Annotated in this window: 19 protein-coding genes; 5 read left to right on the top strand and 14 right to left on the bottom strand. The window is 73.8% G+C overall.

Annotated elements, in window-relative coordinates; all coding sequences use genetic code 11:
• Nucleotides 1–52 precede the first annotated feature (52 nt).
• The 3 genes from ACPC54_RS27110 to ACPC54_RS27120 all read right to left on the bottom strand — a co-directional run bounded on the left by ACPC54_RS27110 (nucleotide 53) and on the right by ACPC54_RS27120 (nucleotide 2118).
• On the bottom strand, nucleotides 53–1048 hold the full coding sequence (locus ACPC54_RS27110; protein ID WP_498968434.1) for a PLL family lectin: 996 nt from the start codon (nucleotides 1046–1048) through the stop codon (nucleotides 53–55).
• Nucleotides 1049–1150: 102 nt separating this feature from the next.
• Complete coding sequence (locus ACPC54_RS27115) at nucleotides 1151–1651, bottom strand: GNAT family N-acetyltransferase (protein ID WP_498968435.1); 501 nt, start codon at nucleotides 1649–1651, stop codon at nucleotides 1151–1153.
• Nucleotides 1645–2118 (bottom strand): rhodanese-like domain-containing protein, encoded by a 474-nt coding sequence (locus tag ACPC54_RS27120; protein ID WP_498968437.1) that lies wholly within the window; start codon nucleotides 2116–2118, stop codon nucleotides 1645–1647. Before ACPC54_RS27120 ends, ACPC54_RS27115 begins: the two co-directional genes overlap by 7 nt.
• A 317-nt stretch (nucleotides 2119–2435) precedes the next feature.
• On the opposite strand from ACPC54_RS27120, the gene dacB reads away from it, so the two are divergent.
• A complete protein-coding gene (gene dacB, locus ACPC54_RS27125) occupies nucleotides 2436–4040 on the top strand; it encodes a D-alanyl-D-alanine carboxypeptidase/D-alanyl-D-alanine endopeptidase (protein WP_498968438.1) in 1605 nt (534 codons plus the stop codon).
• A 48-nt stretch (nucleotides 4041–4088) separates the two neighbouring features.
• Here the strand turns inward: dacB and ACPC54_RS27130 are convergent, their stop codons facing one another.
• Both ACPC54_RS27130 and ACPC54_RS27135 read right to left on the bottom strand, forming a co-directional pair.
• The gene (locus tag ACPC54_RS27130; RefSeq protein WP_498968440.1) at nucleotides 4089–4559 is read right to left on the bottom strand and encodes a hypothetical protein; all 471 of its coding nucleotides are present in this window, start codon (nucleotides 4557–4559) and stop codon (nucleotides 4089–4091) included.
• An 87-nt stretch (nucleotides 4560–4646) separates the two neighbouring features.
• Nucleotides 4647–5639 (bottom strand): alpha/beta hydrolase, encoded by a 993-nt coding sequence (locus tag ACPC54_RS27135; protein ID WP_498968441.1) that lies wholly within the window; start codon nucleotides 5637–5639, stop codon nucleotides 4647–4649.
• Nucleotides 5640–6161: 522 nt separating this feature from the next.
• On the opposite strand from ACPC54_RS27135, the gene ACPC54_RS27140 reads away from it, so the two are divergent.
• Complete coding sequence (locus tag ACPC54_RS27140; RefSeq protein ID WP_498968442.1) at nucleotides 6162–6320, top strand: hypothetical protein; 159 nt, start codon at nucleotides 6162–6164, stop codon at nucleotides 6318–6320.
• 85 nt (nucleotides 6321–6405) lie between these two features.
• Here ACPC54_RS27140 and ACPC54_RS27145 read toward each other — a convergent pair whose 3' ends face one another.
• Nucleotides 6406–6966 carry a nitroreductase family protein gene (locus tag ACPC54_RS27145; protein ID WP_498968444.1) on the bottom strand — a complete coding sequence of 187 codons (561 nt, stop codon included), beginning with the start codon at nucleotides 6964–6966 and terminating at the stop codon, nucleotides 6406–6408.
• A 135-nt stretch (nucleotides 6967–7101) separates the two neighbouring features.
• Between ACPC54_RS27145 and ACPC54_RS27150 the strand changes: the two genes are divergently transcribed.
• Entirely contained in the window at nucleotides 7102–9537 is a 2436-nt protein-coding gene (locus ACPC54_RS27150; RefSeq protein ID WP_498968445.1) for a penicillin acylase family protein, read from the top strand.
• 60 nt (nucleotides 9538–9597) lie between these two features.
• On the opposite strand, the gene ACPC54_RS27155 is transcribed toward ACPC54_RS27150, so the two are convergent.
• Nucleotides 9598–10083 (bottom strand): hypothetical protein, encoded by a 486-nt coding sequence (locus ACPC54_RS27155; RefSeq protein WP_498968447.1) that lies wholly within the window; start codon nucleotides 10081–10083, stop codon nucleotides 9598–9600.
• A 90-nt stretch (nucleotides 10084–10173) separates the two neighbouring features.
• On the bottom strand, nucleotides 10174–10527 hold the full coding sequence (locus ACPC54_RS27160; RefSeq protein WP_498968449.1) for a peptidoglycan-binding domain-containing protein: 354 nt from the start codon (nucleotides 10525–10527) through the stop codon (nucleotides 10174–10176).
• Between the two features lie 116 nt (nucleotides 10528–10643).
• On the opposite strand from ACPC54_RS27160, the gene ACPC54_RS27165 reads away from it, so the two are divergent.
• Entirely contained in the window at nucleotides 10644–10802 is a 159-nt protein-coding gene (locus ACPC54_RS27165) for an RICIN domain-containing protein (RefSeq protein WP_498968450.1), read from the top strand.
• A gap of 115 nt (nucleotides 10803–10917) precedes the next feature.
• Here ACPC54_RS27165 and ACPC54_RS27170 read toward each other — a convergent pair whose 3' ends face one another.
• The 5 genes from ACPC54_RS27170 to ACPC54_RS27190 form a co-directional block, all read right to left on the bottom strand.
• The gene (locus tag ACPC54_RS27170; RefSeq protein ID WP_498968452.1) at nucleotides 10918–11403 is read right to left on the bottom strand and encodes a hypothetical protein; all 486 of its coding nucleotides are present in this window, start codon (nucleotides 11401–11403) and stop codon (nucleotides 10918–10920) included.
• 260 nt (nucleotides 11404–11663) lie between these two features.
• Complete coding sequence (locus ACPC54_RS27175; RefSeq protein ID WP_498968453.1) at nucleotides 11664–12092, bottom strand: DUF2690 domain-containing protein; 429 nt, start codon at nucleotides 12090–12092, stop codon at nucleotides 11664–11666.
• Between the two features lie 244 nt (nucleotides 12093–12336).
• The gene (locus tag ACPC54_RS27180; protein ID WP_498968455.1) at nucleotides 12337–13878 is read right to left on the bottom strand and encodes an AMP-binding protein; all 1542 of its coding nucleotides are present in this window, start codon (nucleotides 13876–13878) and stop codon (nucleotides 12337–12339) included.
• 24 nt (nucleotides 13879–13902) lie between these two features.
• On the bottom strand, nucleotides 13903–15150 hold the full coding sequence (locus tag ACPC54_RS27185; RefSeq protein ID WP_498968457.1) for an acyl-CoA dehydrogenase family protein: 1248 nt from the start codon (nucleotides 15148–15150) through the stop codon (nucleotides 13903–13905).
• Between the two features lie 21 nt (nucleotides 15151–15171).
• The gene (locus tag ACPC54_RS27190; protein ID WP_498968458.1) at nucleotides 15172–15999 is read right to left on the bottom strand and encodes a 2,3,4,5-tetrahydropyridine-2,6-dicarboxylate N-succinyltransferase; all 828 of its coding nucleotides are present in this window, start codon (nucleotides 15997–15999) and stop codon (nucleotides 15172–15174) included.
• Nucleotides 16000–16405: 406 nt separating this feature from the next.
• Between ACPC54_RS27190 and ACPC54_RS27195 the strand changes: the two genes are divergently transcribed.
• Nucleotides 16406–17017 carry a dihydrofolate reductase family protein gene (locus ACPC54_RS27195; RefSeq protein WP_498968460.1) on the top strand — a complete coding sequence of 204 codons (612 nt, stop codon included), beginning with the start codon at nucleotides 16406–16408 and terminating at the stop codon, nucleotides 17015–17017.
• A 33-nt stretch (nucleotides 17018–17050) separates the two neighbouring features.
• Here the strand turns inward: ACPC54_RS27195 and ACPC54_RS27200 are convergent, their stop codons facing one another.
• Nucleotides 17051–17863, bottom strand: a complete 813-nt coding sequence (locus tag ACPC54_RS27200; protein ID WP_498968462.1) for an NAD-dependent epimerase/dehydratase family protein — start codon at nucleotides 17861–17863, stop codon at nucleotides 17051–17053.
• Between the last annotated feature and the right edge of the window lie 209 nt (nucleotides 17864–18072).

Here is an 18072-nt window from a genome sequence, read left to right on the forward strand (position 1 = left end):
TCGTCGGTGCGCGGGGCCCGGGCACCGGTGCCCGGGCCCCGGAGGGGGCTGTTCAGTACTGGCGGGACTGCTTCCACTGCACGTAGCCGGCGAGGTTGGTGGCGACCAGGTAGGCGCGGAAGGCGTCCATGATCAGGCGCGGGCCGCCCGCCGAGGCGAAGCCGAGGGCCTCGCGGGTCCAGCCGCCGTGCTGGCCCGTGTCCTGGACGTCCTCCAGGTACAGCACTCCCGTCCCCCGCTGCCGGATGGCGACCTGGCCCCAGCCGGCGGGCGCCATGGCGATGGCCGGCTCCGCGTCGGTCTCGACGCCGTCGAGGATCGAGCGCCCGTACCAGCCGCTGGTCTGGTAGTTGGTCCGGATGACGTTGACCCGGTTGTCCAGGCCCCGGTAGGCCATCATGAGCAGGTTGTTGGCGGGGCTGAAGGCCAGCGCCGGGGAGGAGTCGCTGGTGGCGCCGGGGACGCGGACCGGGTCGCCCCACAGGCTGTTGGGGACGCTGAAGGTCATGCTCCAGATCTCGTTGCTGTTGGCGCCGTGGAAGGCCAGGGCGATGTTGTTGTGGGGCAGGGCGGCGACGGCCACGGGGCGGCCGTCGTTGGTCCGGGCGCCGTTGGGGACCTGGTGCCAGTCGCTGAAGCGCAGGTAGCGCTGGCCGTTGTTGGCCTGGTTCACGGTCAGGACACTGTAGAAGATGAACCCGTTGGTGCCGGTGTGGAACAGCACGAACTGGACCCCGCCCATGTAGACGATCTGCGGGCTGGCGTTGGTGTTGCCGGCGAGCCGGATCTGCCGGCCGTGGTCGAGCGCCAGGTACATCTCGGTGGTGCCGTACCTGCGCCACACCTGGATGAGGTCGCTGTTGGCGGAGCGTGCCTCGTCCATGAAGCCGTTCGCCCGGACGGGCCTGTCGTCCTCGATCTCGTTGGCCCAGGTGGTGCTCTCGCCGAACACCGCGGCGGACGCCGGGGCACCGGAGGAGATCAGGACGGCGAGCGCGGTCGCCGCGGTGACGGCGGCCAGGCGCCACTTGGCGCGGATGGAGTTCATCGGGATTCCTTGGAATGAGAAACGCAGGGGGACGACGAGGCCGGAGCGGGTGCGCCCTGCGGCCGTCGACTCCACTGTTTCCCGTCCAAGGCGGGTGCGGCATCAGTCATTTGACAGTCGGGCACCGACCGGCGGGGTCGGTAGGGAGAAGCGGACCTTGGGGCGGGAGCGGGCGCCGGTGCGGTGGTAGAAGCGGATCGCGTCGGTGTTCCAGTCGGGGGTCTGCCACTGCAGGTGGGTGGCGCCCAGGGCCGTGGCGGCGTGGCGGACGGCGTCGAGCAGGGCGCGGCCCCAGCCGGCGCCGCGGTGCGCCTCGGTGACGAACAGGCAGTCCAGGTGGATGTAGTCGGCCGCCTGCCAGGTGGAGAACTCCCGGGAGAAGGTGGCGTAGCCGGTGAGTTCGCCGCCGCGGTCCAGGACCAGGCACCAGGCCTGCGGGTGCGGGGAGAAGAGGGCGGGTTCCAGGCGGGCGGCGAGGTCGGCGGGCACGGGGTCGGCGCGTTCGAAGGCGGCGTGGGCGGCGCACAGGTGGGCGATCGCCGGCAGGTCGGCCGGGGTGGCCGGGCGGATGGTGGCGCCCGGCCGGGCGGGGTCGGTCAGCATGCGCAGGAGATGCCCGAGCGCGGGGCGGTCAGGTCGTCGACGGGGCGCTGCTCGGTGCCGGTGGCGGTGTCGTAGGCGAAGCCCTCGCGGACCCAGTACTCGAAGCCGCCGAGCATCTCCTTGACCTGGTAGCCGAGGCGGGCGAAGGCCAGTGCGGCGCGGGTGGCGCCGTTGCAGCCGGGGCCCCAGCAGTAGGTGACCACGGTGTGGGCCGGGTCGATCGAGCGCGGTGCGAGGTCGGCGATCCGGCCGGTGGGCAGGTGGAGGGCGCCGGGGATGTGGCCCTGGTCCCAGGCGGCCTGGCTGCGGGTGTCGACCACGACGACGCCGGGGACGCCGGCGGTCAGGTCGGCGTGGACGTCGGAGACGTCCGCCTCGAAGGCGAGGCGGGCGGCGTAGTGGGCGGCGGCCTCGGCGGGGGTGGCGGCGGGGACGTTCAGGACGGCGCTGGCGGGGGCGGCGGACATGGGGTGCCTCGTGTTCCTGCTGGTCGGGACGGGATCCGGTGGGCCGGGCCGGGTCTTCCCGGTCGGCGATGGCTCCATCCTCCGATTCCCGGCCCGGCCCCGACGAGTGGCGTGAACGCCCGCGGTCGTCAAGATCCCGCCAGCGGGCGGAGGCGGGGCTCGGCCGACCGGTGGGATTTGCGGCCACACACCGTCAGCACGTCGACGGGTTCCCGGACGTACGCCGACCGGGTTCCTACGATCCGCCCATGAGCGGCCGGTGCGCACCAGCCCGCGACCGGCCCGCCGCAGACCCCAGAGACGACGGGACTCACACCATGAGACGAACGATCCGCGGCCGCCTGCCGGCCTGGGCCGCCACCGCAGCGACGCTGGCCGTCCTGGCGGGCACGGCCGCCGCGCCCCCGGCGGCGGCGGACGACGACCTCGGCCCCGCCATCGAGGCGATCATGCACAAGCCCGGCTACGAGCACGCGCAGTGGGGCGTGCTGGAGAGCGACCCGGCGACCGGCGAGGTGTTCCACTCCCGGTTCGCGGACCAGTTCTTCGTCCCCGGCTCGACCGCCAAGCTCGTCACCATCTCGGGGGCCTGGCACGCCCTGGGCCCCGACCACCGCTTCACCACCCCGCTGTTCGCCACCGGCACGCGCACCGGCTCGACCCTGGACGGCAACCTCGCGCTCGTCGCCCAGGGCGACCTCACCATGGGCGGGCGCACCCGGCCCGACGGGACGGTCGACTACACCCCGATCGACCACACCAGCGCCAACGACCTGCCCGGCGCCACCCTCACCCCCGAGGACCCGCTGGCCGGCCTGGACATGATCGCCCACCAGGTCCGGGAGGCGGGCATCACCCGGGTCGACGGCGACGTCGTCGTCGACCCGCGGCTGTTCGCGCTCCCGGCGCTGGACCCGCAGCCCACCCCGCTCATCGTCAACGACAACGTGATCGACCTGCTCACCACCCCCACCTCCCCCGGCAGCGGCGCCCAGCTCACCTGGCGCCCCCAGGTCGCCCCGTACCAGGTCACCTCCACCGTGGAGACGGTGGCGGCCGGCGGCGCGACGGACATCCAGGTCTCCGCCTCCCCGGACGGCACCCGGATCACCCTCAGCGGCACCATCGCCGCCGACGCGCAGCCCGTCCTGCGCATCTCGCACGTCCAGGACCCCAACGCCTTCGGCCGCACCGCGCTGATCGAGGCGCTCGCCCGCGCCGGGGTCACCGTCACCGCCGAGGCGACCGGCCCGAACCCGGACGGCAAGCTGCCGGCCTCCTACGACGGCGACCCGCGGGTGGCCGCGTACGTCTCCCCGCCGTACAGCCAGTACGCCAAGCTGATCCTGAAGGTCAGCCACAACCTCGGCGCCAACCTCGCCCTGTGCAACATGGCCGTCACGCGCGGGAGCCGCAACTGCTTCGACGGCTTCGGCGTCGAGCACGACTTCCTCACCGACGTGGCGCACGTCGACCCGGCCCAGTTCCAGCTCGCCGACGGCCGCGGCGGCGTCTTCGAGGACCGCGCCACCCCCCGCGGCCTCGACCGGCTCCTCGCCTACTGGCTGCGCACCCCCGACGCGGACGCCTTCCGCCACGCGCTGCCGATCCTGGGCGTCGACGGCTCGCTCGCGATCTCCTGCACCACCGACTGCCCGGCCAAGGGCAAGGTCTTCGCCAAGCCCGGCACCGTCGTCGGCGCCGACGACCTCAACCAGCGGATCGCCTACAACGCCCAGAACCTCGCCGGCTACCTGGAGACGGACGACGGCTGCCTGCACCTGTTCTTCGTCGGGGTGAACGGCGCTTCGGCCACCGACATCAACGACGTCATCCGCATCTTCGACGACGTCAACCAGATCGCCGCGCTGCTCCAGGAGCAGGCCTCGGCCGGGCGCCGCGCCCCGGGGCACTCCTCCTGATCGCAGGTCCTGCCGGTCCTGCGGGACCGGCAGGACCGCTCGGCGGCGCTACCGGACGGGCGCCGCGGCCGCGCGCCAGGCGGCGACCAGGCCGGCGGTCTTGGCCTCGAAACCGGGGTCGCGCCAGCTGCCCGGCAGGCCCACCAGCACCGGCAGGTCGAGCGTGCCGCGGTCCCGGTGCGCGATCCGCACGATCTCCGGGGCGTTGGCGCGCCCGTTCTTGCGCACCACCTCGACGTTCGTGACGTCCGACCAGGCGACGCGCTTGCGGGAGCCCCACAGCGGGGTCCACCACAGCTCGCGCTCGTCGAAGCTCACGCTGGTGCGCAGGGCGCGCAGCTGGGCGACGCCGGTCACGGCCGCCAGGGAGACGAACACGGCCACCACGGCGGTCCGCTCGGTCGGGGGCCGGCTGAGGGCGAGGTAGAGGAAGTAGGCCGAACCGGCCAGGAAGAGCGGGCCGCTGATCCACTGGCGGCGCTGCTGTGCGGGGGTGAGACGGTGGGTCGTGTGTGTCACCTGCGGATTCTGGCAGCACCGGCGGACCTGAGGAAGCGTCACCCGGGCCGGCCCGGGCCGGCCCGGGCCGGCCCGCTCCCCCCGGTCTCAGGTGCTGGTGGTGGTGAGGGTGTGGCCCAGGAGTGACAGGGCGTCGGGCAGCACCCGGCGCCAGAAGCCGTCGGTGTGCTCGCCGTCCGGGAAGTGGGCTTCCCGGGCCCGGGCCTGCTGGGCGGCCTGGCGGGCGGCGGGGCAGAACGGGTCCTCCTGGCCGCACCACACGCCGAGGGCGCCGACCTGGGCCTGGTCCAGGCGCAGGGTCGGCTCGTGGGCCTGCCAGTCGGCCTCGTCGGTGTACCCGCCGGTGGTGCGGGCGTCGGCCCAGGTGCGGAAGAGTGCGGGGCTCAGGAGGGCGACGGCGTCCAGGTTGCGGCCGGCCCGGGTGCGGCCGACGGCGTACTGCAGGGCGCCGGAGCCGCCCATGGAGATGCCCAACGCGGCGCGTGGTGTGGGCAGTTGGCGGGCGTGCAGCCAGCCGGGGAGTTCCTCGCGGAGCATTGCCTGCGGGTCGTCGCCGCCGCCGGCGTGCTGGTGCCAGTAGGTGGCGTCCCCGCCGTCCACGGCGACGACGGCGAACGGCGGCACGCCGCCCTGGACCGCGGCGGCCAGGAACTGCGGCACCCCGAGCGTCACCATGCCCTGCGCGTCGTTGCCGCGCCCGTGCAGCAGCACGCACACCGGCAGGTTCGCTCCCGCCGTGGCGCCGGGCGGGAGCATGGTGACCAGGGTGACCTCGCGGCCCCGGGCCGCCGAGCGCACCTGCTCGACGTGCACCGCTCCCGGCGTCGTCTGCGGGATCGTGCCGTCCGGGCCGGTCATGCCCAGCGTCCGCTTCAGCGGCACCGTCCCGGGCAGCCAGCCGGCGAGCATGGCGCCCGCGGCCGCGGCGCCGAGCAGGGCGGCGCCGCCCGCCGCGCCGGCGGCGATGCGCAGCAGGCGTCGGCGTGACGGCGTGGGGGCGGTGGGGGTGGCGGGGACGGTGGGGGTGGCGGGGTCTGCCGGGGGCTGCTGCGGTTCGGGGGCGGTGGTGCGGGTGGTCATCTGAAACCTCCGTGGATACCCCCGGCTTCAGCCGGGGGTGGGGGTACCTCCCGCTTGCGGGGGAGAAACGGAACTCCTGCGGAGCAGGGCAAGGGGCTGCGATTCGCCGTAAGGCGGATTGCAGTGCTCTGACCCGCAGGAAGTCAAGTCGGTCGGTCCTTCGCCGTTCGGTTGTCGTGCGTGCGGCCGCGGGTGGGCGCGGGTGGGCGCCGCACGGGTCCGGAGCCGTGGACGAGTGTGCGGAGCGCATGGTTCCGCCGGGGCCCCGCCCTATGGCACCTAAGGTTCGTCAACCCGGCCTGTCGTAGGCATCTAAGGCTTCTAAGTCCCTCTAAGTAAGGACAGGGGCCGGGTTTTGCCTCAGGATCGAGGTAAGCGGGGTATTCGGGCCGCGGGCTAAGGCATCCGGGGGCCGCAGGATCGGGCGGGCTCCCGATGCCCCGGCCCCCACTGGGAGAGGAAGCTCTTACATGTCAGGGAAACGGGGGAACGGAACCCGAACCCGCGAAGAGGGGAACCGACATGATCGAGTACCAGACCTTCCAGCAGCACGCCCACGAGCTCGCCGGCCACGCCGAGCACGAGCGCCTGGTCCGCGAGGCCAAGCAGGCGAGCCGCCTTCGCCGCCGTCCGGTGGCCGCGCTCTTCCAGCGCCGCCTCGCCAAGCAGCACGCGTGCTGACCACCCGGCACCGGGAAGGTGCCGAGGGGTCCGGGAGGGGAGGTGCCGACGACGGCGCCTCCCCTCCCGGCGTTCGCGGGGGTGGTCACCGCGGGAGGGACCAGGGGGCGGAGCGCAGGTCGGCGACGGTGCGGCGGGTGCGGGGGGCGGATGATGCGGCGGCGGGTGTGCCGAGCGCGACCATGGAGACGATCGCCCAACCCGGGCCGGGGCGCAGCTCGTCGGTGAGGGCGTCCAGGTCGAAGGCGCGGAACTGGCGGGCGGCCAGTCCCAGGGCCTGGGCCTGGAGGGTGAGGTGGGCGACGGCCTGGCCGAGGTCGTAGTCGGCGAACTCCGAGTACGTCATCCCGCTGTCGTCGACGGTGCGGCGGGTGAGGGTGACGACGAGCAGGCCCGCGTCGGTCGCCCAGCGGGCCGAGCTGGGGGCGAGGTGGCGCAGGACGCGCTCGTGGTCCGGTTCGCCGGGCCGGCTGGTGTGGAAGCCCCAGGGCTGGGAGTTGCCGGCGGAGGGTGCCCAGCGGGCGGCTTCGAGGAGCAGGCCGAGGGCGTGGTCGTCGACGGCGGCGGACGGGTCGAACGCGGAGGGGCTGGAGCGTGCGGCGAGCAGGGGGTGGATGCCGCCGGGCCGTTGCGGATCTTGGTTCATGGTCCGGCTCAACCGGCCCCGCGGTGGGCGTATTCCGGGAGGGCCCGGGGGTGTACATCCGTGGGCCCATGGTCCGGCGGGGGGACACATCGCCGGGCCGATGTCTCGCGGGCGGCGGCGCGCCAGGGTGATGGCATGACTCGACGTCAGTTCAATCTTCTTCCGCGGCGGTTCGCCCCCGCGCTGGCGGCGCTCGCGTTGGCCTCGGTCACCGCGACGCTGCTCCCGGGCACGGCCGTCGCCGCCGGCGACGATCGCGAACTCGGCGGCCGGGACGGCTACTCGGCGCAGATCCGGCGCACCGAGTACGGGATCCCGCACGTCCTCGCGCACGACTTCCGCGGTCTCGGCTACGGGTACGGGTACGCGTTCGCGCAGGACAACCTGTGCGAACTCGCCAACCAGGTCGTGACGTTGCGCGGTGAGCGGTCCCGCTGGTTCGGCCCGGACGCGCGGACCCCGGGCGACGGCGCGAACCTCGCCGGCGACACCTACCACCAGGGCCTGCTGCGCTCCGGCACCGTGCGCAGGCTGCTGGACCAGCCCGCGCCGGTCGGCCCCACCGAGGACGTGCGCCGGATGGTCGAGGGCTACGCGGCCGGCTACGACCGCTACCTGCGCGACACCGGCGTGGACGGCCTGCCCGACGCGGGCTGCCGGGGCCAGAAGTGGGTGGGCCCGATCACCGCCGAGGACATCTGGAACCTCGTCTACGAGGTGAACGGGAACGCCGGTATCGCCGACGCGCAGGGCGCCATCGCCACCGCCGCCCCGCCGGGCGCCACGCCCGGCGCCGCCGCCTCCGGGGGCGCTTCCGCGCCGGCGGCGCGGGCGAGTGCCGTGCGGCGCCCGTCCGACGGGAGCGAGAACGGCCGCGACCTGGGCAGCAACGCCTGGGCGCTGGGCCGCGACGCCACCCGCGACGGGCACGGCATGCTGCTGGCCAACCCGCACCTGCCCTGGGTCGGCGGCCACCGCTTCTACCAGGTCCAGCTGACCATCCCGGGCGTGCTGGACGTCTCCGGCGCGGCGCTCTACGGCACGCCGGTCGTGGAGATCGGCCACACCCGCGACCTGGCCTTCACGGCGACGACCAGCTTCGCCGACCACGCGTCCGTCTACCGGCTCACCCTCGTGCCCGGCGACCCGACCTCCTACCTGGTCGACGGCAGGGCCGAGAAGATGGGGAGCCAGGAGGTGCCGGTCACCGTCCGGGGCGCGGACGGGACGCTGTCCACCGTCACCCGCACGATCCACACCTCCCGCTACGGCCCGGTGCTGGCCGACCAGGACGCGGGCATCCCCTGGACGGACACCTACGCCTACGCCTTCCGCGACGCCAACGCCGACAACCTGCGCTCTATGAGCGAGTGGCTGGCACTGGACCGTTCGCAGAGCCTGGCCGAGCTGAAGCGGGCGCAGGACACCTACCAGGGCGTGCCGTGGAACTACACCTTCGCCACCGACGTCAGCGGCGCGACGTACTTCACCGACTCCTCCGCCGTCCCGCACCTGAGCGACGAGCAGCTGGCGCGGTGCACGCTGGTGCCCTCCCACGACCTGCCGGCCGTCCTGGACGGCTCGACCACCTCCTGCGACTGGGGCACCGACCCGCACGCCGTCGTCCCCGGCCTGTTCGGCCCGGCCGACCACCCCAGGCTGGACCGGACGGACTACGTCGCCAACTCCAACAACAACCCGTACCTGACCAACCCCGCGTCCCCGCTGGCCGGTTACCCCGGCATCTACGGCACGCAGCCCCGCCTGGGCCCGCGCGCCCAGCTCAGCCTGCGGATGATCGCCGAACGCCGGGACGGCACCGACGGGCTCGGCGCGCCGGGCTTCACCCTGCCCACCCTGCAGGCCGCGATGTTCGGCGACCGCGAGCAGAACGCCGAGCTCGGCCGGGACGACGCCGTCGCGATGTGCCGGGCCAACCCGGTGCTGACCGCCAGCGACGGCAGCCGGGTGGACGTGAAGGCGGCCTGCGACGTCCTGGCGGCCTGGAACACCCGCGCCGACGACACCGGCCACGGCGCCGTGCTGTGGCAGGCGTTCGGCTACGGACTGCACACCCGTAACCCCGTCTGGCGGGTGCCGTACGACCCGGCCCAGCCGCTCACCACCCCGCGCGGGCTCAACGGCGACAGCCCCGACGTGCGGCGCGCCCTGGCCGACGCGGTGCAAAGGCTCGACAAGGCCGGCACCGCGCTGGACGCCACCATCGGCGACGTCGACCGCTGGGCGGGCATCGCACTGCACGGCTGCGACGACGGCGCGGGCTGCTTCAACGTCGTGACCGCGGGCCCGGATTCGGGCAGCACCGGCGGCAGCGTGCCGCAGGCCGGCACCGGCGCGCGCGGCTCCAGCTTCGTCATGGCCACCGAGCTGACCCCGCAGGGCCCACGCACCCGCACGGTGCTCACCTACGGCGAGTCCGCGAACCCGGCGTCGCCGCACTACACCGACCAGACCGCGCTGTTCTCGCGCAAGCAGTGGGTGACGGAGCGCTTCACCGAGGCCGAGATCAAGGCCTCGCCGGCGCTGGAGACCACCCGCCTGCGCGGCTAGCACGCGCAGCCGAGGCCTGCCCGGGGGTGGCGGTCACCCCCGGGCAGGCCGGCGGCCGGCTCAGCTCTCGAACGGCGTGCAGGTGGAGGTGAATCCGGGGACCTTGGCGCAGGCCTGGAAGGTGCGTCCGTCGACCCAGTTCACGGCCCACGTCCAGCGGTCGTGCGGGCCCTGGCTGCCGTCGACCCGGTACGCGCCGCACTGGTGCCACCTGTGGCCGCCGTCGTCGGACCAGTTGAGCCACACCGTGCTGTTCCTCGGCGCGTGCGTCAGGCGTGCCCAGAAGACCGTGCCGTAGTTCAGGTGGAAGCCGTAGCTCAGGTGGATCGAGCCGCCTCCGCCGGTGGCGCGCTTGTCGCGCAGGTGGTTGTCGCCGGTGTCGTTGACGTTGAGGGCCGGTCCGCAGCTCTTGTTGATCACGCCGTGCGGCGACACGGCTTCGGCGGCCTGGGCCTGGGCCGGGGCCGCGAGCAGCAGGGCGGTGGTGCAGGCGAGTGCGGCGAGGGCCGCGCCGGCCCGGCCGGCGCTGCGCGGGGACAGGTTCATGGCTGTCCTGCCTTTCGGGACGTGGGTTCGTGTCGGGGTGCGGGGCTCGGGGTGCGGGGCTCGGGGTGCGGGGCTCGGAGTGCGGCGGCGTCACGCGCAGGCGTGGTCCAGCAGGCCGGCCCAGGTGTGCGGGCCGACGATGCCGTCGACGTCCGATCCCCGGAAGCCGCAGGCGTACTGGAAGTCCTCGACCGCGGCCTCCGTCCTGGGGCCGAAGATGCCGTCGACCGTGGTGGGGAAGCCGTTGTTGGTCAGCGCCCGCTGCAGGTAGGGCACGCAGCCGCCCTCGTCGCCCTGCGACAGCAGGGGCCTGCTGGACGCGCAGGTCGACGCGGTGGCGGTGGTGGTGGCCGCGGTCGCGACGGTCGCCGTCGCGCTGGCTGACGCGGCGCCCAGCACGAGCGTGCCGATCAGGGTCGCCAGCAGACGTGGGGTGCGCTTCATGGGTCCTCCATGGGCTCGGGTCGGTGTCGTCGGTGGGGCGAGGAGGCGGAGCAAGGAGGCGGGGCGAGGAGGCGGGGCGACAGCCGGGGCGCTGTCGACGCTGACGTTGTCGATTCATGTCTTCGGGCTGGGTCGGCCCCCTGATCAGCGGCCTCGGGCTGGTCCTCGACGTGCCGGGCTCCGATCCCGCCGACGGCACCCCGGTCGTCACCTGGGGCGCCAACGGCGGCGCCAACCAGATCTGGACCGGGCTCCGGCCCCGGGTCGACCTCTGAGCCCGCTCCCCGGGCGGCGGCCCGCCGTGACCGGGCACCGGACGGCCCGGGCCGCCGACGCTTCGCCGGACAGGTCGGCCGGGGCCGCCGGCGCCCCGGCAGGCCCGCGGTCGGGTCAGCTCTCGAACGGCGTGCAGGTGTGGGCGCGTCCGGGGACCTGGGCGCAGGCCTGGAACGTGCGCCCGTGGACCCAGTTCACGCCCCACGTCCAGCGGTCGTGCGGGCCCTGGCTGCCGTCGACCCTGGGCCGGCCGCACTCGTGCCAGGTGCGGCCGTGGTTGTCGGACCAGTTGAGCCACACCGTGCTGTTCCTCGGCGCGTTCGCCACGTGTGCCCAGTAGACCCAGCCGTAGTCCAGGTGGTAGCCGCGGCTCAGGTCGACCGAGGCGCCTTTGCCGGTGGGGCGCTGGTCACGGAGCTGGTGGTCGATGAGGTCGTTGACGTTGAACTTCTCCGGTCCGCAGCTCTTGTTGACCCGCCCGTGCTGCGAAGCGGCGTCGGCCTGGGCCACGGCAGGGGCCGCGAGCAGCAGGGCGCTGGTACAGGCGAGGGTGGCCAGGGCCGCGCCGGCCCGGCCGGCGCTGCGCGGGGACAGGTTCATGGGTGTCCTGCCTTTCGGGGCGTGGGTGTGCGCTGTGGTGCGGGCGGCGTCCCACGCGGGAGTGCTCCGGCAGACCGGCCCGCCCTTCCCGCACCAGCATCGGGCCCGGCACCGGGAGGCGTCGCCGTGTTTCAACTGCCGTTGAACAAGGACGAATCGAACGCTGCGCGGGGCGAGCGGGAGGGGTCCGGCAGCGGCCCGCCCGGACACCCGCGGACCGCGGGCGGGCACCGGCGGCGGGCGCCGGTGCCCGCGGGCTGTCAGTAGTCCGCGGTCTGGCCCCAGATGTTCGTGCCCTGCTCGTCGATCATGGCGTGCGCGGTGTACCCGGCGTCATTGATCATCCCGGTCCACGAATGCGAGCCGTCCGTGACGTCCCGGCTGTAGAGCGACGGGTCGCCCGCGCGCTCGACCCTGATCGTGTCGCCGGCCGGCCCCCAGGCCTCGGCCCACACAGCGCGGCAGGACGGGCTGTAGTAGAGGTACACGACGTGCTGCTGCTCGTTGTGCGCGCTGTAGACCGCGCGCCCGTCCGAGGAGCAGTAGGTGTTGTACGGGTTCAGGTGGTTGCAGCTCGCGGCGTAGCACGAGGTCCTGACCGGCTGCGCCGTGGCGGTGCCGGTGCCGGCGACCAGTGCGCCCAGGGCCAGCGCGAGCGACCCGATCGAGGCGGCGGTGCGTTTCGACATGTCGGTTGATCCCCCTTCAAGCTCGTTGGCGTGTCCACGACGCTAGGCGGAGGGGTGGTCCGCCGCCCATCCTCCGGGGGGACGAGCGGGATCGAGCCGGGCGCGCTTTCGCCGAGGATGTCGCGGCTGGAACCCGGGAATCTGTTCCACCACGAGATGTGACGTCGAGGGGCCCCAAGCCGTCCCCTCGGCCTGGGTCCCCGCCGGCGGCCGGACCACCCGCGACGGAACCGCCCGGTGCCCGCTAGCGGGTGGCGGCGGCCCGGTGGCGCAGGAGTTTCTTGTCGGGCTTTCCGGCGTCGGTGAGGGGCAGTTCGGTCAGGAAGGTGATGTGGGCGGGCTCGTGCAGGGGGCCGCGGCGGGTGCGGACCAGGGTGCGCAGGTCCTCGGGGTCGGGGTGGGTGCCGGGGACGGGGACGACGGCGGCGTGGACGCGTTCGACGCGGTTGGCGTCGGGGGCGCCGAAGACGGCGCTCTGGTGCACGTGGGGGTGGGAGTTGAGCAGGTCTTCGACCTCGGAGGTGTAGACGTGGCCGGCGCCGGTGTTGATCAGGTCCTTCAGGCGGTCGACGATGTAGAGGTAGCCCTCGTCGTCGAGGTAGCCGACGTCGCCGCTGTGCAGCCAGCCGTCCCTGAGGGTGGCGGCGGTCAGTTCGGGCTGTTTCCAGTAGCCCTGCATCGGGCTGTCGGAGGCGATGCACACCTCGCCGGGCCGGCCGGCGGGCAGGTCGCGGCCCTGTTCGTCGCGGATGGCGACCCGGTAGCCGGGGGCGGGGCGCCCGACCGAGTGCAGCAGGTGCGGGCGGGCCGCGTCGTGGTCGGTGGTGTCCAGGACGCTGACGATGCCGGCCTCGTGCTGTCCGTAGAGCTGGACGAGGACCGGGCCGAAGCGGCGCAGCGCGTCGGTGAGGCGGGCGGGTGAGGCCTGGCAGCCGCCGTAGGTGAGGCGGCGCAGGCTGGTGGTGTCGGTGTGTGCGCAGTGCGGGTGGTCCAGGAGCTGGTAGAGCAGCGGGGGCATCAGGAAGACGTCGGTGATGCGGTGCTGTTCGATGGCGGCGAGGACGGTGGCCGGGTCGAAGTCGTCGAGGAGGACGGCGCTGCCGCCGGCCCGCAGCACTTTGTCGGTCAGCTGGCCGGCGGCGTGGGCGATGGTGGTGCACACGAGCAGGCGCGGTGGGCCGGCCGGGTCGTCGGCGGGCAGGTCGAGGCCGAAGCGGCGGATCTGGCCGTAGCTGATGCCGATGCCCTTGGAGTGGCCGGTGGTGCCGCCGGAGTGGCGGATGGTGCGGATGTCGCCGGGGCGGGCGCGGCTGGTGAACGGGTCGGGGCCGTGGGTGGCGGCGAGGGCGAGCAGGTCGGTGGCGGCCGGGGCCGGGCCGAGGCAGAGGAGGGACCGGACGGGGGTGTGTGCGGTGATCTCGGCGGCGCGGTGGGCGTGTTCGGGGTCGGTGATCAGGGTGTGGGTGTCGACGTCGCGGACCATGGCGGCCTGGGTGTCGGCCGGCAGCCGGGTGTAGAGCTGGTTGGTGCGGCAGCCGAGCAGGTTGGCGGCGTAGCGGGCGGCGATGGCCTCGGGCCGGTTGCCGGTGAGCAGGGTGAGGGTGTGGTGGCGGTCGACGCCGCGCTCGTACAGGGCGTGGGCGAGTCGGTGGGTGAGGTCGCGCAGGGCCCCGGCGGTGGTGGCGGTGCCCCGGTGGGTGAGTGCGGGGCTGTCGGGGCGGGTGCCCAACTCGTCGAGGATGGCGACGACTTCGGTGCGGAAGGGCGGTGCGGGTGGCGTCGGCATGGGTGGCTCCCGGTGCGCTTTCGGTCAGTGGTGGGCGAGGAGCCTGGTGTTCTCGGCCGGGTGGCGCGGGGTGTCCTCGGTGAGCAGGGCGTGGGCGAGCACGCTGTAGAGGGTGTCGTTGGGGCCGTCCGCGATGCGCAGTCCGCGGATGTCGCGCAGGCGCTTTTCCATCGGGGTGTGCCGGGTGTAGCCCTCGCTGCCGTGGAGTTGGAGGGCAAGGTCGACGGCGCGGTAGGCGGTGTCGGTGGCCAGGGCCTTGGCCGCGGAGCAGGCGGCGGTGTCGGTCTCGCCCTGGTCGATGCGTTCCAGCAGGGCGAAGCACCAGGCGGTGGCGGCTTCGACCTCGGCGGCGGCGGTGCCCAGGCGGGCGACGACGGAGGGGATGGCGGCGAGCGGGGTGCGGGCGAGGGTGCGGGCGCGGGTGCGGGCCGCGGACTCCTCGATCGCCGCGGCGGCGGCGCCGAGGCAGACCAGGGACATCATCAGGCGCCAGGCGGAGAAGTGGGCGTCGAAGATGCGGCGGCCGTCGCCGGGGGCGCCGAGCAGGAGGTCCTTGTCCAGGCGGGTGTCGACGAAGTGCAGGTGGCCGAAGCTCCAGCCGCGCATGCCGAGCGGGTCGGTGGTCTCGGTGAGGACGTCGGCGGTGCCGGTGGGCACCCACACCGCGGACAGCGGGACCTCGCGCAGGTCGGTGCGGCCGGCGTCGGCGCGGTCGACGAGCCTGCAGAAGACGACGAAGCCGTAGGCCTCCTCGACCCGGCTGATCAGTCCCTTGGAGCCGGCGAGCGTGTAGTGGTCGCCGTGGTCGACCAGGACGGTGCGAAAGCCCCGCAGGTCCGAGCCGGAGTGCGGTTCGCTGGCCGCGACCCCTGCCAGCCTGCCCGCGTCGATGGCCTGTTCGCGGGTGTGGCGGGCGAGTGCGGGCGAGCCGTGGCGCAGCGCCATCGCGGCGTGTCCGGTGCTGAAGACCTCGCGGGCGTCGCAGTCGCGCCGGCCGGCGAGGAACATGGCCATGCCCTGGGCGACGCGGCCGCGCGGGCCGTGCGGCTCGTCGGGGGTGTCGGGGGTGTCGGGTGCGTCGGGGGTGGTGATGTCGATGCCGGTGAGTCCGGCGGCGGCGGCATGTGCGCGCAGGGCGAGCCAGTCGGGGCGGGGGTCGCCCTCGCTGACCGGTGCGGGCAGATGGGTGTCCAGGAAGGCCGTCAACTTGGTTTCGAGGGCGGCGAGTTCGGGGTGGCGGACCAGGAGCGGGCGGATGCCGGTGGCGGGCATGGGTGTTCCTCGGGGGGGGTGTCAGAGGGTGAGCTCGGCGGGCGGCTGGGTGCGCACGGCGTCGTTGAGCCTGGCCTTGTCGTGACGCTCGCCCTTCTTCAGGTGCTTGATGACCAGCAGGCAGGGCAGGCCGAAGGTGCCGCCGGCGAAGTCGCGCGGTCGGCTGGCGGGGACGGCGACCGTCCACGGCGGCACCTCGCCGCGGGCGAGTTCCTCGCCGGTGGCGGCGTCGATCACCGGGATGGTGTCGGTGAGCAGGGCGCCGGCGCCCAGCAGGGCGCCCTCGCCGACCCGGGCGCCGCTGTAGATCATCGAGCGGGCGCCGATGAAGGCGTCGTCCTCGATCACGACCGGTTTGGCCATGGGGGGTTCGATCATGCCGCCCAGTCCCACTCCCCCGGACAGGTGGACGTTGCGGCCGATCTGGGCGCAGGAGCCGATGCCGACCCAGGAGTCGACCAGGGTGCCCTCGCCGACGTAGGAGCCGATGCCGATGTGACTGGGCATCACCACGACGCCGGGTTCCTGGTGGCTGCCCCGGCGGATGACCGCTCCCGGGGAGACCTGGACGCCGTCGATCGCGCTCTTCAGCGGGATCTTGTCGGCGCACCGGAACGGGCCGAACTGCGAGGGCTGCGGCGAGGCCTGCTTGTAGAGCAGCAGGATCGCGTTCTTCAGCCACTCGTGGACGACGACCCCGCCGCCGGGGGTCGGTTCGGCGACCCGGGCGCGGCCGGTGTCCAGCAGGCCGATCGCCGCGTCGACGGCGGCCACCGCCTCGGCGCTGTGCAGCGCGGTGTCGTCGCGCCGCTGCCAGAGGTCTTCGAGTTCGCTGCGCAAGCTCGTCATATCGATACCGCTGCCCATGGGGTTCCCCGCTTTCCAGGATGTCCAGGCTGTTCGGGCCGAAGGACGATCCGCGCGCACGATGCCCCCCGGGCGCGGTCCTCCGGCTTCTCGCGCGCGACGCCGTCCACTCCCCCGGGGCGCCCGCGCGCTGACGGCACACCGAGTTACCTGTCGGTAACGGCGCGCCAATGGCAGCCTTCCACACCTGTGATTCGCAGATCAAATCGCAAGCACAGCATCGATGTTAAGATTGAATAGTAAATCTTAGGCATCATCAAAGGCGGCATTTGAGGGCTGCGCTGGGCGGGCGGACGGGCCCGGAATCGAGTGTCGGCGCGGCGATGAGTTTTCCGGCCCCGGCGGGTCTGCATCATGACGGGGGCAGTCGACTCACCGGGAGCAGGGCATGGGCCTCATTCAGATCGAGCTGTTCGCGACCCTCGACCTCGTCGGGCAGGCGCCCGGCGGGCCGGACGAGGACCCGGAGGGGTTCCCGTTCGGGGGCTGGCAGGCGCCGCTGGTGGACGAGATCTCCGGGGCGCAGATCCTGGCCGCGTACGAGGGCACGGACGCGCTGCTGCTGGGGCGGCGCACCTACGACATCTTCGCCGCGTACTGGCCGCAGCAGAAGGACGGGGAGATCGCCGAGCTGTTCAACCGCGTCCCCAAGTACGTGGCCTCGCGCGGCACGCCCGACCTGCCGTGGGCCGGGTCGGTGCGGCTGGGCCCGGACCTGGCCGGCGCCGTGCGCGAGATCCGGGAGCGGCACGGGCAGGTGCGGGTCGTCGGCAGCCTGGACCTGGTGCAGACCCTGCTGCGAGAGCGGCTGTTCGACCGCCTCGACCTGTGGGTGCACCCGATCGTGCTCGGCGTCGGCAAGAAGGTGTTCGACGCCGGCGCGGTGCCCACCAGCCTGACCCTGCTGGAGCCGCCGGCGGCCGGCCCCAAGGGCACCGTGTACCTGCGCTACGGGCTCGCCGGCGGCACGCCCGCCACCGGGGACATGGGCGCGCGGTGACCGGGCGGGCCCGGGCCCGGGGGCGGGCCCGGGTCAGTGGCCGGTCTGGGTGAAGCGGCCGCCGAGGTAGCGGTGGTCCGGGTCGTCGGCGGGCAACTCGCCCAGCCTCGCGGTCAGTTCGGCGGCGTAGGCCTCGGCGTCGTCCAGCGGCCGGTAGCCGAGCGCCCGGGCCGAGGTGAGGTCCCACCAGGCGCGGGTGTTGGCGGAGATGCCGTAGGCGACGGTGTGGCCGGTCACCGGGGCGGTGAGCGCGGCGTGCACGAGGCGGGCGCAGTCGCCGGGGCTGAGCCAGGTGGCGAGCATCCGGACGGTGCGGGGTTCGGCGGCGAAGGAGCCGATGCGCAGCGAGACGGTCTCGGTGCCGTGGCGGTCGGCGTACAGGGAGGCGAGGCTCTCGCCGAAGCACTTGGAGAGCCCGTAGTAGGTGTCGGGCCGTGGCGGGGCGTCCACCGGAACGGCGGCACCGTCGGCGGGCCGCTCGGTGAAGCCCGTCGCGTGGTTGCTGCTGGCGTAGACGATCCGGCGCACTCCGGCGGTCCGGGCGGCGGCGTAGAGCCGGTAGGTGCCCTCGATGTTGGCGGCGAGGATGTCGTCGAACGGTGCCTCGCCGGCGATGCCGGCCAGGTGGATGACGGCGTCGACGCCCTGCACCGCCGCGGTCAGGGCCTTGGTGTCCTGCAGTTCGGCGGTGATCGCGTCGGGGTCGCCGGGCACGGGCAGGCGGTCGAAGCAGCGCAGCCGGTAGCCGTAGGCGGGCAGCAGCTCGCGCAGGCTGGTGCCGATGCGGCCGGCGGCGCCGGTGAGCAGGACCGGACGGGGCCGCTCGGCCGTGGGTCGGATTTCCATGGTTCCTCGCAGGGCTCGTCGAACGGGTGGCCGGGCTTCGGTGGCGTGTGACGATACCCGACGGTGCGCCAGGGTCGCCGGGGCCGTGTGGTGGTGACGGTTGATCAGGCGATGGGTGGTGTGTGCCGGGGCCGGGGGTTCGTCCGGGTGGGGGCGTCGGGTCCTGCGGGTGGTGTGGGTGCGCACGGTGGTGGACACGGTTGGGGAGG

It is taken from the genome of Kitasatospora sp. NPDC094028 (genome assembly GCF_049543595.1).
Lineage (GTDB): Bacteria > Actinomycetota > Actinomycetes > Streptomycetales > Streptomycetaceae > Kitasatospora.

Bases quoted from the DNA above. Each gene is read 5' to 3' on its own strand.
- ACPC54_RS27110 (WP_498968434.1), bottom strand. From the start codon at position 1,048: ATGAACTCCATCCGCGCCAAGTGGCGCCTGGCCGCCGTCACCGCGGCG.
- ACPC54_RS27115 (WP_498968435.1), bottom strand. From the start codon at position 1,651: ATGCTGACCGACCCCGCCCGGCCGGGCGCCACCATCCGCCCGGCCACC.
- ACPC54_RS27120 (WP_498968437.1), bottom strand. From the start codon at position 2,118: ATGTCCGCCGCCCCCGCCAGCGCCGTCCTGAACGTCCCCGCCGCCACC.
- dacB (WP_498968438.1), top strand. From the start codon at position 2,436: ATGAGACGAACGATCCGCGGCCGCCTGCCGGCCTGGGCCGCCACCGCA.
- ACPC54_RS27135 (WP_498968441.1), bottom strand. From the start codon at position 5,639: ATGACCACCCGCACCACCGCCCCCGAACCGCAGCAGCCCCCGGCAGAC.
- ACPC54_RS27140 (WP_498968442.1), top strand. From the start codon at position 6,162: ATGATCGAGTACCAGACCTTCCAGCAGCACGCCCACGAGCTCGCCGGC.
- ACPC54_RS27145 (WP_498968444.1), bottom strand. From the start codon at position 6,966: ATGAACCAAGATCCGCAACGGCCCGGCGGCATCCACCCCCTGCTCGCC.
- ACPC54_RS27150 (WP_498968445.1), top strand. From the start codon at position 7,102: ATGACTCGACGTCAGTTCAATCTTCTTCCGCGGCGGTTCGCCCCCGCG.
- ACPC54_RS27155 (WP_498968447.1), bottom strand. From the start codon at position 10,083: ATGAACCTGTCCCCGCGCAGCGCCGGCCGGGCCGGCGCGGCCCTCGCC.
- ACPC54_RS27160 (WP_498968449.1), bottom strand. From the start codon at position 10,527: ATGAAGCGCACCCCACGTCTGCTGGCGACCCTGATCGGCACGCTCGTG.
- ACPC54_RS27165 (WP_498968450.1), top strand. From the start codon at position 10,644: ATGTCTTCGGGCTGGGTCGGCCCCCTGATCAGCGGCCTCGGGCTGGTC.
- ACPC54_RS27170 (WP_498968452.1), bottom strand. From the start codon at position 11,403: ATGAACCTGTCCCCGCGCAGCGCCGGCCGGGCCGGCGCGGCCCTGGCC.
- ACPC54_RS27175 (WP_498968453.1), bottom strand. From the start codon at position 12,092: ATGTCGAAACGCACCGCCGCCTCGATCGGGTCGCTCGCGCTGGCCCTG.
- ACPC54_RS27180 (WP_498968455.1), bottom strand. From the start codon at position 13,878: ATGCCGACGCCACCCGCACCGCCCTTCCGCACCGAAGTCGTCGCCATC.
- ACPC54_RS27185 (WP_498968457.1), bottom strand. From the start codon at position 15,150: ATGCCCGCCACCGGCATCCGCCCGCTCCTGGTCCGCCACCCCGAACTC.
- ACPC54_RS27190 (WP_498968458.1), bottom strand. From the start codon at position 15,999: ATGACGAGCTTGCGCAGCGAACTCGAAGACCTCTGGCAGCGGCGCGAC.
- ACPC54_RS27195 (WP_498968460.1), top strand. From the start codon at position 16,406: ATGGGCCTCATTCAGATCGAGCTGTTCGCGACCCTCGACCTCGTCGGG.
- ACPC54_RS27200 (WP_498968462.1), bottom strand. From the start codon at position 17,863: ATGGAAATCCGACCCACGGCCGAGCGGCCCCGTCCGGTCCTGCTCACC.